Here is an 11,147-nt window from a genome sequence, read left to right as displayed (position 1 = left end):
CCGGGCAGGACCTCCTCGTTGACGAGCAAGCATCCTGCCAGGGCCGACCGGGCCGCGTTTGGTCGGATAACGGATCGAACGTTTGCGGCTGGTGGCGCGGCACCGCACCTCGGGAGGTGAGCATGCGGCCACTGCGCTGGTGATCAGGTGGCGCTCGCCGACACGGCTTTCAAGTTTCGTGACGGTGAAATGAGTGGACCGCGCCGATCGAACGGCGCGGTCCCACAATCGAATCAGGCGCTGACGCTGGCCGGGGCTTCCTTGTTACGGTCGCCGTGAATGTAGAGCGGCCGCGACTTGCCCTCGACGACCTCGGGGCCGATCACCACCTGCTCGACCGAGTCGAGGCCCGGCAGGTCGTACATCGTCTCCAGCAGGATCGTCTCCAGGATGGAGCGCAGGCCGCGGGCGCCGGTCTTCCGCTCGATCGCCTTGCGGGCGACCATGGACAGGGCCTCTTCCTGGAAGGTCAGCTCGACGTTCTCCATCTCGAAGAGACGGGCGTATTGCTTCACCAGGGCGTTCTTCGGCTCCTGCAGGATCCGCTTGAGGGCGCTCTCGTCGAGATCCTCCAGCGTCGCCAGGACCGGCAGACGGCCGACGAATTCGGGGATCAGGCCGAACTTGAGCAGATCCTCCGGCTCCACCGAGCGGAAGATCTCGCCGGTGCGGCGGTCGTCGGGCGCCTGTACGCTCGCGCCGAAGCCGATCGAGGTACCCTTGCCGCGCTGGGAGATGATCCGCTCCAGCCCCGCGAAGGCGCCGCCGCAGATGAACAGGATGTTCGTGGTGTCGACCTGCAGGAACTCCTGCTGCGGGTGCTTGCGCCCGCCCTGCGGAGGCACGGAGGCGACGGTGCCCTCCATGATCTTCAGGAGCGCCTGCTGCACGCCCTCGCCCGAGACGTCGCGGGTGATCGAGGGATTGTCCGACTTGCGGGAGATCTTGTCGATCTCGTCGATGTAGACGATGCCGCGCTGTGCCCGCTCGACGTTGTAGTCGGAGGCCTGGAGCAGCTTCAGGATGATGTTCTCGACGTCCTCGCCGACATAGCCGGCTTCGGTCAGCGTCGTCGCATCCGCCATGGTGAACGGCACGTCGAGGATGCGGGCGAGCGTCTGCGCGAGCAGCGTCTTGCCCGAGCCCGTCGGCCCGATCAGCATGATGTTGGACTTCGCCAGCTCGACGTCGGAGTGCTTCGTCGCGTGGGCGAGGCGCTTGTAGTGGTTGTGCACCGCGACCGAGAGGACCTTCTTCGCGTAGTCCTGGCCGATGACGTAATCATCGAGGACGCGACGGATTTCCTTCGGGGTCGGCACGCCGTCCCGCGACTTCACGAGCGAGGATTTCGACTCCTCGCGGATGATGTCCATGCACAGTTCGACGCACTCGTCGCAGATGAACACCGTCGGGCCCGCAATGAGCTTGCGGACTTCGTGCTGGCTCTTGCCGCAGAACGAGCAGTACAGCGTGCTCTTGGAGTCGTTGCCGCCAGTCTTGCTCATATCGGTCTCCGCTCCGCGAGCGCGGCGCCGGCAAGGGACACACGCGCATCGCTCAGAATTACAGGCATCCGCCTAAAGAAACAGTCACCTCAGGGCACGCACCGGGGGTCGGGTGGGGCACGAACCCCGATGCAATCATGCTGCCGACTTCGGATCAACCTGTCCAACGCTCAGATCTGTCGCCAAAAAGACGCATCGCAGATCGATCCTCCGTCGACGGAAACGCCCTACGCCGCTACCGGCTCCGGCCGCTTGTGCAGGATGTCGTCGATCAGGCCGAACTCCTTGGCCGCATCGGCGGTCATGAAGTTGTCGCGCTCGAGCGCCTGATGGATGGTCTCGTAGTCGCGGCCGGTATGCTTCACGTAGATCTCGTTGAGGCGCTTCTTCAGGGCCTCGATCTCGCGGGCATGGATCAGGATGTCGGTGGCCTGACCCTGGAATCCGCCGGACGGCTGGTGGACCATGATCCGGGCGTTCGGCAGGGCGAAGCGGTGGCCAGCCTCGCCCGCGCAGAGCAGGAGCGAGCCCATCGAGGCCGCCTGGCCCGTGCAGAGGGTCGTCACCGGGCAGCGGATGAACTGCATAGTGTCGTAGATCGAGAGGCCCGAGGTCACCACGCCGCCAGGCGAGTTGATGTAGAAGGAAATTTCCTTCTTCGGGTTCTCGGCTTCGAGGAACAGCAGCTGCGCGACGATCAGCGAAGCGCCGTAATCCTCGACCGGGCCGGTGAGGAAGATGATGCGCTCGCGCAGAAGGCGCGAATAGATGTCGAAGGCGCGTTCGCCGCGGCTCGACTGCTCGACCACCATCGGGACGAGGTTGTTCTGGAAGTAGTCGACCGGATCTCTCATTCTCACGCCCTCAAGGTCAGGGACCGGCCGGGGCGAATCACCCCAGAGCCGGTGTTACAAGCCAACTACGGCGGTTGTTAACACCGCCTGATCGGACCCGCTTACCCTGAACCTCGGGTGCGGGCCTCAGCCGGCGGCCTTCTCGGCCGCCGCCTCGTTTGTCTCTGCAGGTGCGGCCTCTTCGTCGTCGTCGGCGAAGAGCGCCTCCTTGGAGACAGGCTCTTCGACGAGCTTGACCTGTGCGAGGACGTGGTCGACGACCTTTTCCTCGAACAGCGGCGCGCGAAGCTCGGCGAGCGCCTGCGGGTTGTTCCGGTAGAAGTCGTAGACCGCCTTCTCCTGGCCTGGGAACTGACGCACCCGGGCGAAGAGGGCCTGATTGACCTCGTCGTCGGAGACCTTGATATCGGCGGTCTCACCGACCTGCGCAAGCACCAGGCCGAGACGCACGCGCCGTTCGGCGATCTTGCGGTACTCCTCCTGAGCCTTCTCTTCGGTGGTACCCTCGTCCTCGAAGGTCTTCTCGCGGTTCTTCAGGTCCTGCTCGACCTGGGCCCACACGCTCGCGAATTCCTGCGCGACGAGGCTCGGGGGCAGCTCGAAGGCGTACTTGCCGTCGAGCGCGTCGAGCAGCGCCTTCTTGGTCTTGCGGCGCGAGGCCGCGTCGTAGTCGGTGCCGATGGCCTTGCTGACGGCTTCCTTGAGCTTGTCGAGGTCTTCCATGCCGAAGCGCCTGGCGAGCTCGTCGTCGATCTTCACCTCGCCCGGCGCCTGGACGCCTTTGACGGTGACGTCGAACTCGGCGGCCTTCCCGGCGAGCTGGGCCGCCTGGTAGTCCTCAGGGAAGCTCACCTTGACGACGCGGCTGTCACCGGCCTTGGCGCCGACGAGTTGGTCCTCGAAGCCGGGAATGAAGGTGTTCGAGCCAAGCTCCAGGTCGACGTCCTCGCCCTTGCCGCCCTCGAACTCGACACCATCGATCTTGCCGACGAAGTCGATCGTAACCTTGTCGCCGGTCTCGGCAGCGGCACCCTCGTCCTTGGCCCTGAAGTCGCGGTTCTGCTTGGCCATGCGATCCAGCGCCTCCTGCACCTCCTCGTCGGAGGGCTTGAGGACCGGCTTGGTCAGCGTGACGTCGGAGAGGTCGACGAGCTCGAAAGTCGGCAGCACCTCGAGCTTCACCTTGAAGGCGAGGTCGCCCTTGGCCTCGAGGGCCTTCTCGACGATGTTCTTTTCCTCGTCCTTCGGGAACTCGATCTGCGGCTCGAGCGCCAGCTTGAGGCTGTTGTCGGCGACGATCTTCTGGTTGGCCTCGTTGACGGCGTTCTGCAGCACGTCGGCCATCACGGACTTGCCGTAGACCTTGCGCAGATGCGCCACCGGCACCTTGCCGGGACGGAAGCCCTTGAGCTGCGCCTTGCCCTTGATGTTCGACAGCTCGGAATTCAGGCGATCCTCGAGCTCGCTTGCGGGAAGGAGTACCTGAAACTCGCGCTTCAGCCCCTCGGAAGTCGTCTCGGTCACCTGCATCGTCGTCTCGTCCGATTCTCTAACGTCTTACTGCAATGGCTTCGTCCGCCGTGGGCGAACCCCCGGCGGTGCGGCGGACCGATCCAAGGTGGAGGTCCAACTCGACGCGGCATCATGATGCGCTGTCGCAGGCCCCTCGGCGGTCACGGCAGCTGGACTGGTGCGGGCGGAGGGGCTCGAACCCCCACGTCTTGCGACACTGGAACCTAAATCCAGCGCGTCTACCAGTTCCGCCACGCCCGCGGACACCTGCGAGGAGGCACATGTCCGACCGCACAGGGCCGGCTCTATAACACGCGCGTTCCAGGCCGCAGCAAAAAACTTCGCACGCTCGGACCGCGTGTTGGCGATGGGCCTCGGCCACCGCTAAGTAGCCTCCTGTGCTCCGGCCGGAGCGCGCTGTCTCCTCCAACAATCCGGGTGCCATGCCGCCACGCAAAGCCACGACAGGACCGTCGCGACGTGCGCTGCTCGGAGGGGCCGCTGCCCTCGCCTGGCTGCCGCGGTCGTCCGTTGCGCAGACCGCGCCGGCTGCCGGGCCGGCCGAGACCACCTGGACCGCTGCGCCGGGTCAGTCGCGCCTGAAGCCGGAGCCGGCCAAGGAGACCCCGATCTGGAGCTTCGACGGGAAGTCGGCACCGCCGGTGCTGCGGATCCGCAAGGGCGAGGCCGTGCGGCTGAAGCTCGACAACAAGACTGACAAGCCGCTCGCGCTGCACTGGCACGGCGTGCGTAACAAGAACGCCATGGACGGCGTCGGCGGCGTGACGCAGCCGCCGATCGCGCCGGGCGCGAGCTTCACCTACGAGTTCACGCCTCCAGATGCCGGTACTTCGGTGATCCGGCCGCTCATCGTCGGCGGATCGAGCGAGCCGTCGGGCCGGGGCCTTGCCGGGATGCTCGTCGTCGAGGAGCCAACGCCGCCGCCCACCGACCGCGACCTGAGCTTCCTGCTCCAGGATTTGCGGCTGGACGACGAAGGGCAGCCGCTCGCCTTCGGTCAGGTTTCCTTCGCCGCCGCCTCGGGCCGGCTCGGCAACCTCGTCAGCGTCAACGGCCGGCCGACTCCGGAAGCCGTCGAGGTGCCGCCGGGCAGCCGCTTGCGTCTGCGGCTCGCCAATGCCTGCAATGCACGCTCGACCCGCATCCGCTTCGACGGCGCGAAGGCCTATGTCGTGGCCGTGGACGGCCAGCCGACGGATCTGTTCGAGCCCCTTCGCGCCACCCTGCCCTTCGCGCCGGGTACCCGCTATGACCTGCTGCTCGACATGCCGACCGAGGCAGGCGCCGCGGTCACGATCAACGCGCTGATCGGACAGGGCCTGGCGCTGGCCACCATCAAGACGAAGGGCGAGCCGTTGCAGCGGCGTAGCGCGCTCCCGCCGATCGCGCTCATCGGCAACAACAGCCTGCTGCCGGCCGAGGTGAAGCTGCAAAACGCCTTCCGTCGCGATCTAGTCCTCACGGGCGGGGCACGGATCGACAAGGACAAGCCCGGCACCGAGCCGGTCTTCACCGGCGATCCCACCCGGATCTGGCAGATCAACGGTGTGAGCGGCGCTGCCGGTGCGGCGCCGGCCTTCTCGGTGAAGCGCGGTCAGGTCGTGGTGCTGGCGATCCGCAACGACACGGCGTTCCTGCAGACGCTCCACGTGCACGGCCACGCCTTCCGCCTGCTCCACCCGCTCGACGACGGCTGGGAGCCCTACTGGCTCGACACCTTCCAGCTCCTCGACGGCAAGACCGCCCGCATCGCCTTCCTCGCCGACAATCCGGGACGCTGGCTGATCAGCTCCACGGTGCTGGAGCGGTTCGATACCGGGATGTGGACGAGCTTCGAGGTCGTTTAGGCCTCAAGCAGCGCGTCAAGCACCTCCGGCATCATTTCCGGGATGTCCTCGGCGATCAGTCCCGGCCCATGGCGCAAGCCCGCATCGCCATGCAGCCAGACGCCGGCGCAGGCGGCCGCGAATGGCGGCATGCCCTGGGCGAGCAGCCCGGCGATCAGGCCGCCGAGCACGTCGCCCGAGCCCGCGGTGCCGAGATAGGGCGAGCCGTGGTCGTTGATCGCCGCCCGCCCGTCGGGCGCGGCGATGACGGTATCCGCGCCTTTCAGAACGACGATGCTGCCGACGATGGCCGCCGCCTGCCTGGCGCGTTCGAGCTTGCTCAGGCCATCAGTCACGGCTGCGGTGTCGGCAAAGAGCCGCGCGAATTCGCCCTCGTGCGGGGTCAGCACGGCCTCCGAGCCGCCCTGGCTGATGTGGCCGGCCAGCAGGGGGGCCTGGCCCTTGAAGCTCGTCAGCGCATCGGCGTCGAGCACGAGCTTGCGGCCGGCGGAGGCCGCAACGGCGACGAGGTCACGGGTGGCCTCGCCGATGCCGAGGCCTGGGCCGATCAGCGCTGTGTCGAGCCGCTCGTCGGTCAGCAGGTCGTCGAGATCGTCGGGGCTGTCGCAGGCGCGCAGCATGATCGCGGTGAGATGGGCGGCGTTCTCGGCCAGGGCGCCGCTCGGCGACACCACCGTCACGAGCCCTGCCCCGATCCGCAGTGCCCCGCGTGCGGCAAGACGCGCCGCGCCCGTCTTCGTGGCCGGCCCCGACAGGACCAGCGCATGGCCGCGCGTGTATTTGTGCCCCTGGGCTCCGGGACGTGGAAACGCATCGCCCCAGAGTTCGGCGCCGTTGCGGAAGGCAGGCGCGCCGGCGGCGTCGAGGCCGGCCGCCAGTGCCTCGGCGCCCGTGCCGATATCGGCGACGTGCAGGCCGCCGCAGAGCGAGCGACCCGGCTGAAGCAGGTGGCCGGGTTTCAACGCCACGAAGGTTACGGTCTCCGTCGCCGTGATTGCCGCGCCGCGGATGGCCCCGCTGTCGCCATCCAGGCCGCTCGGGACGTCGACGGCGAGCACGGGCGTGCCGGATGCATTAACGGCCTCGATGAGCTCGCTCGCCTCGCCCGTAATGTCCCGTGACAGGCCTGCCCCGAACAGCGCGTCGACGATCAGGTCGAAGCCGGACACGTCGCCCGCCGGGAGCGCCGGTTCCACCGCGCCCGCCCAACCCGCGGCGGCAAGCGCGGCATCGCCGGACAGCGTGCCCCGGTCTCCCATCAGGCGCAGGACGACGTGATAGCCGCCCTCGGCGAGGAGACGACCCGCGACGAAGCCGTCGCCGCCATTGTTGCCAGGGCCGCACAGGATCAGCACGCGCCCGCCGGATGGCGCCATGGCCCGGGCGCGCTCCGCCACCGCGCAGCCGGCCGCCTGCATCAGCCTGTAGCCGGCGGTGCCGCCCCGGATTGCCGTCTCGTCGACCCGACGCATCGCGGCGACCGTCAGCAGGCGGTTCGTGGTCATCGAAGCTTTTCCATCCCTGCATGCGCATCGTCCATGCGATGCCTGAGAAGTGAGCGATTTAGGGCAAATTGCTCAAATATTGTGCCGTTCCTGATCAAGGCTTACGCAGGTTGCGGCGGCTTCACGGCAAAACGCCGTGGCGATCCTCTGGAGGCGGTGCTAGGACTCATCAACTCCACATTTGCGCAGCCCAGGCGCCCATCGAATGAAGAAGATCGAAGCGATCATCAAGCCGTTCAAGCTGGATGAGGTGAAGGAGGCCCTGCAGGACGTTGGGCTGCAGGGCATAACCGTGATTGAGGCTAAGGGGTTTGGCCGCCAGAAGGGCCATACCGAGCTCTATCGCGGCGCCGAGTACGTGGTCGACTTCCTGCCCAAGGTGAAGCTCGAGATCGTGCTCGCGGATTCGCAGGTCGAGGCCGCCGTCGAGGCCATCCGTAAGTCCGCCCAGACTGGCCGCATCGGCGATGGGAAGATCTTCGTCTCCGGGATCGAGGATGCGATCCGCATCCGCACGGGTGAGACGGGCTCGGACGCGATCTGAGATGAGTGCGAAGGCGGCCGCTTCACGCCTCGCCTTCCGCGCCCTTCACGCCCAGGGTTGCTTCGCGCTTCCCAATCCGTGGGACATCGGCAGCCTCAGGCAGCTGGAGAAGCTCGGATTTGCGGCCGTCGCCTCGACGAGCGCAGGCTTCGCCTGGAGCGCCGGGTACGACGATCTCACCCTCCCCCGCGACGCCGTCCTCGGCCACCTGCGTGCGCTCTGTGCCGCGACCAGCCTGCCCGTGAACGCGGATTTCGAGGCCGGCTTCGCCGATGATCCGGACGGCGTGGCGGCCAATGTTGCTCTGGCGCTGGAGACGGGCATCGCCGGCCTGTCGATCGAGGATCGAAAGGGCGACAGGCTCTACGACAGGACGCTCTCCGTGGAGCGGATCGCAGCCGCGCGCGCGGCGATCGACGGGATCACCGCGAGACGATCCTGGTCGGCCGCAGCGAGGGCTTCCTGATCGGCCAGAAGGACCTTGCTCCGACCATCGACCGGATCGTCGCCTATGCAGCGGCGGGGGCCGATTGCCTCTATGCGCCGGGCATCTCCGATCCTGGGGCGATCCGCGAGATCGTCCAGGCTGTCGCACCGAAGCCCGTCAACGTCCTGCTGATGTCGCCCTCCATGCGCGTGGCGGACCTCGCCGAACTCGGCGTGCGGCGCGTCAGCACCGGCAGTCGTCTCGCTTTCGCGGCCTGGGCCGGCTTCGACGCGGCGGCACGCATGCTGCAGGAGGACGGCGCCCTGCCGAGCGCGAGCTTCAACAGCGCCTGAGCGCCCTCCCCCTACACCTGACCGCGAGCCGAATCCTGCCCCACCTCAACGACGTCGTGAGCGAGATCGCCGAGGAGATGCGGCGTCGGCCGGATCGCGGCGAGGTCGCCACCTACATCCCGGAACTCGCCCGAGCCGACCGCCAAGCCTTCGGTCTCGCGGTGATCGATGCCGACGGCAACCTCGCGGCGGCAGGCGACAGCGAGACGCCCTTCTCCGTCCAGAGCATCACCAAGGTGTTCACCCTGACGCTCGCGCTCGGCAAGATCGGTGACCGGCTCTGGCAGCGGGTGGGCCGCGAACCCTCCGGCAACCCTTTCAACTCTATCGTCCAGCTGGAACTGGAGAAGGGCGTGCCGCGCAACCCCTTCATCAATGCCGGCGCCATCGCGGTCACGGATGCCATTCTGTCGGGCCACGAACCCCGCGAGGCGCTCGGCGAGATCCTGCGCTTCCTGCAGTTCCTGGCCGAGGACTCGACGATCACCATCGACGAGAGGGTTGCGGCGTCGGAGAAGCGCACGGGTTTCCGCAACGTCGCGCTCGCCAATTTCATGAAGTCCTACGGGGTGTTGGATAACCCGGTCGACTACACGCTCGGCGTCTATTTCCACCACTGCGCCGTCGCGATGTCGTGCCGGCAACTCGCCATGGCCGGCCGCTTTCTCGCCCATAGCGGACGCAACCCCTCGACGGGCCTGCTGGTGATCTCGCCGGAGCGCGCGCGTCGCATCAACGCGATCATGCTGACCTGCGGCCATTACGACGGCTCGGGCGATTTCGCCTACCGGGTCGGCTTGCCCGGCAAGAGCGGGGTCGGCGGCGGCATCCTCGCTATCGCCCCCGGCACGGCCTCGATCGCCGTCTGGTCGCCCGGGCTCGATGCGGCCGGAAACTCGCATCTTGGACGCCTTGCCCTGGAGCGGCTGACCAAGCGCATGGGCTGGTCGATCTTCGGCGAGTGATCCGCCGCGTCCCACCTACACGCCTGGGGCGAGGGAATGCACGCGAGGGTTGAGCGACCGTCCTGGGACGCAGTCATTGGCGGTCGCGCGACGGCAAGGCGAGAAACGAAAAACGGCGCGGATCCGGAGATCCGCGCCGCGTTTCACATCATGCTGGCGAAGGCGTCAGGCCGCGGCGGATTGCTCGTCGGCGGCTTCGACCGAAGCGATGGTCTTCAGGACCTGCGAGGCGATCTCGTAGGGGTTGCCCTGCGAGTTCGGGCGACGGTCCTCAAGGTAGCCCTTGTAGCCGTTCTTCACGAACGAGTGCGGCACGCGGATCGAGGCGCCGCGGTCAGCCACGCCGTAGGAGAACTTGTTCCACGGCGCCGTCTCGTGCTTGCCGGTCAGGCGCATGTGGTTGTCCGGACCGTAGACGGCGATGTGGGCGTCGAGGTTCTTCTCGAAGGCCGCCATCAGCGCCTCGAAATACGCCTTGCCGCCGACGGAGCGCATGTGCTCGGTCGAGAAGTTGCAGTGCATGCCCGAGCCGTTCCAGTCGGTGTCGCCGAGCGGCTTGCAGTGATACTCGATGTCGATGTCGTACTTCTCGCAGAGGCGCTGCAGCAGGTAGCGCGCCATCCACATCTCGTCGGCAGCCTTCTTGGAGCCCTTGCCGAAGATCTGGAATTCCCACTGGCCCTTCGCGACTTCCGAGTTGATGCCCTCGTGGTTGATGCCGGCGGCGAGGCAGAGGTCAAGATGCTCCTCGACGATCTGGCGGGCGACCGGACCGACATTCGAGGCGCCGACGCCGCAATAATACGGGCCCTGCGGAGCCGGGTAGCCCTCGGCCGGGAAGCCGAGCGGGCGGCCGTTCTTGTAGAAGAAGTACTCCTGCTCGAAGCCGAACCAGGCGCCCTCGTCATCGAGGATGGTGGCGCGCTTGTTCGAGACATGCGGGGTGACGCCGTCGGGCATCATGACTTCGCAGAGCACGAGCACGCCGTTGGTGCGGGCCGGATCGGGGAAGTGGCGGATCGGCTTCAACATGCAGTCGGACGAGCCGCCCTCAGCCTGCTTGGTCGACGAGCCGTCGAAGCCCCACATCGGGAGCTGCTCCAGCGTCGGGAAGGCTTCGAATTCCTTGATTTGCGTCTTGCCGCGCAGGTTCGGCACCGGCTCGTACCCGTCGAGCCAGATGTATTCGAGCTTGAACTTGGTCATCCCTGTAATCTCTCGTTCGCCGACATGTGCGCGATTGACGGACGCCCGAACTGCGCCGGGTCGTTTTGGGCCGGAACCGCGCTTGCATGTCCCGTGCCAACCGGCCCTGCTTGAAGGCTGCCGTGACTGGCGCGCGATCGGGCATCGGATGCCCGAAGAAAGCGCGGCCGTATAGCCGTTCACGCGTCGCGAGAACGAATTGCCCATGAATTGCCTGAAAAAGCGGCAAAATCCCTCATGCGCCCGTCTGGCAACAGATGCGATCGGGAGATATCAGTGCGCCCGGCCAACGTGCGCGACGGGAGGGCGCACGACACTCCGGTCGGTCGGGCAAACGCCCGGCGATAGCAGATCGTCAAAGCCACGTTGCCGTGAGCATGCTCGGCGAGATCGGCCATCGGCCGCAAT

11 protein-coding genes and 1 tRNA gene are annotated in these 11,147 nt (G+C 66.9%); 5 read left to right on the top strand and 7 right to left on the bottom strand.

Annotation, left to right across the window (positions count from 1 at the left end; genetic code table 11):
- Window positions 1–233: 233 nt before the first annotated feature.
- From clpX to MGN01_RS11025, 4 genes are all read right to left on the bottom strand, one after another.
- Complete coding sequence (gene clpX / locus MGN01_RS11040) at window positions 234–1,505, bottom strand: ATP-dependent Clp protease ATP-binding subunit ClpX (RefSeq protein WP_147046665.1); 1,272 nt, start codon at window positions 1,503–1,505, stop codon at window positions 234–236.
- Between the two features lie 227 nt (window positions 1,506–1,732).
- Window positions 1,733–2,359 (bottom strand): ATP-dependent Clp protease proteolytic subunit, encoded by a 627-nt coding sequence (locus MGN01_RS11035; RefSeq protein WP_147046664.1) that lies wholly within the window; start codon window positions 2,357–2,359, stop codon window positions 1,733–1,735.
- A 126-nt stretch (window positions 2,360–2,485) separates the two neighbouring features.
- Window positions 2,486–3,889: a trigger factor gene (gene tig, locus MGN01_RS11030; protein WP_147046663.1), complete on the bottom strand. Its 1,404-nt coding sequence runs from the start codon at window positions 3,887–3,889 to the stop codon at window positions 2,486–2,488.
- A 158-nt stretch (window positions 3,890–4,047) separates the two neighbouring features.
- A tRNA-Leu gene (locus MGN01_RS11025) sits at window positions 4,048–4,132 on the bottom strand.
- A 182-nt stretch (window positions 4,133–4,314) separates the two neighbouring features.
- On the opposite strand from MGN01_RS11025, the gene MGN01_RS11020 reads away from it, so the two are divergent.
- Window positions 4,315–5,739, top strand: a complete 1,425-nt coding sequence (locus tag MGN01_RS11020) for a multicopper oxidase family protein (RefSeq protein ID WP_147046662.1) — start codon at window positions 4,315–4,317, stop codon at window positions 5,737–5,739.
- Here MGN01_RS11020 and MGN01_RS11015 read toward each other — a convergent pair.
- A complete protein-coding gene (locus tag MGN01_RS11015) occupies window positions 5,736–7,244 on the bottom strand; it encodes an NAD(P)H-hydrate dehydratase (RefSeq protein ID WP_147046661.1) in 1,509 nt (502 codons plus the stop codon). The two genes, MGN01_RS11020 and MGN01_RS11015, sit on opposite strands and share 4 nt — an antisense overlap.
- Window positions 7,245–7,449: 205 nt before the next feature.
- Between MGN01_RS11015 and MGN01_RS11010 the strand changes: the two genes are divergently transcribed.
- The 4 genes from MGN01_RS11010 to MGN01_RS11000 are packed head-to-tail and all read left to right on the top strand — an operon-like array spanning window position 7,450 to window position 9,533.
- Window positions 7,450–7,788 (top strand): P-II family nitrogen regulator, encoded by a 339-nt coding sequence (locus MGN01_RS11010; RefSeq protein ID WP_147046660.1) that lies wholly within the window; start codon window positions 7,450–7,452, stop codon window positions 7,786–7,788.
- Between the two features lies 1 nt (window position 7,789).
- Window positions 7,790–8,254, top strand: coding sequence for an isocitrate lyase/phosphoenolpyruvate mutase family protein (locus MGN01_RS24510; RefSeq protein WP_306437176.1), 465 nt, complete (start codon window positions 7,790–7,792; stop codon window positions 8,252–8,254).
- Window positions 8,224–8,568, top strand: a complete 345-nt coding sequence (locus tag MGN01_RS24505) for an isocitrate lyase/phosphoenolpyruvate mutase family protein (RefSeq protein WP_306437177.1) — start codon at window positions 8,224–8,226, stop codon at window positions 8,566–8,568. Before MGN01_RS24510 ends, MGN01_RS24505 begins: the two co-directional genes overlap by 31 nt.
- A 35-nt stretch (window positions 8,569–8,603) precedes the next feature.
- Window positions 8,604–9,533, top strand: coding sequence for a glutaminase (locus MGN01_RS11000; RefSeq protein ID WP_147046773.1), 930 nt, complete (start codon window positions 8,604–8,606; stop codon window positions 9,531–9,533).
- 165 nt (window positions 9,534–9,698) lie between these two features.
- On the opposite strand, the gene MGN01_RS10995 is transcribed toward MGN01_RS11000, so the two are convergent.
- Together MGN01_RS10995 and MGN01_RS10990 are read right to left on the bottom strand one after the other, a co-directional pair.
- Window positions 9,699–10,739: a glutamine synthetase beta-grasp domain-containing protein gene (locus MGN01_RS10995; RefSeq protein WP_147046659.1), complete on the bottom strand. Its 1,041-nt coding sequence runs from the start codon at window positions 10,737–10,739 to the stop codon at window positions 9,699–9,701.
- 179 nt (window positions 10,740–10,918) lie between these two features.
- Complete coding sequence (locus MGN01_RS10990) at window positions 10,919–11,137, bottom strand: hypothetical protein (protein WP_147046658.1); 219 nt, start codon at window positions 11,135–11,137, stop codon at window positions 10,919–10,921.
- Between the last annotated feature and the right edge of the window lie 10 nt (window positions 11,138–11,147).

Origin of the sequence: Methylobacterium gnaphalii (assembly GCF_007992215.1) — a bacterium.
In the GTDB taxonomy this organism is placed as follows: domain Bacteria; phylum Pseudomonadota; class Alphaproteobacteria; order Rhizobiales; family Beijerinckiaceae; genus Methylobacterium; species Methylobacterium gnaphalii.
Note: the sequence above shows the minus strand (reverse complement) of the source record. Positions and strands in the feature narration are given on the sequence as shown.

Bases quoted from the DNA above. Each gene is read 5' to 3' on its own strand.
- clpX (WP_147046665.1), bottom strand. From the start codon at position 1,505: ATGAGCAAGACTGGCGGCAACGACTCCAAGAGCACGCTGTACTGCTCG.
- MGN01_RS11020 (WP_147046662.1), top strand. From the start codon at position 4,315: ATGCCGCCACGCAAAGCCACGACAGGACCGTCGCGACGTGCGCTGCTC.
- tig (WP_147046663.1), bottom strand. From the start codon at position 3,889: ATGCAGGTGACCGAGACGACTTCCGAGGGGCTGAAGCGCGAGTTTCAG.
- MGN01_RS11010 (WP_147046660.1), top strand. From the start codon at position 7,450: ATGAAGAAGATCGAAGCGATCATCAAGCCGTTCAAGCTGGATGAGGTG.
- MGN01_RS10990 (WP_147046658.1), bottom strand. From the start codon at position 11,137: ATGGCCGATCTCGCCGAGCATGCTCACGGCAACGTGGCTTTGACGATC.
- MGN01_RS11035 (WP_147046664.1), bottom strand. From the start codon at position 2,359: ATGAGAGATCCGGTCGACTACTTCCAGAACAACCTCGTCCCGATGGTG.
- MGN01_RS24510 (WP_306437176.1), top strand. From the start codon at position 7,790: ATGAGTGCGAAGGCGGCCGCTTCACGCCTCGCCTTCCGCGCCCTTCAC.
- MGN01_RS10995 (WP_147046659.1), bottom strand. From the start codon at position 10,739: ATGACCAAGTTCAAGCTCGAATACATCTGGCTCGACGGGTACGAGCCG.
- MGN01_RS11015 (WP_147046661.1), bottom strand. From the start codon at position 7,244: ATGACCACGAACCGCCTGCTGACGGTCGCCGCGATGCGTCGGGTCGAC.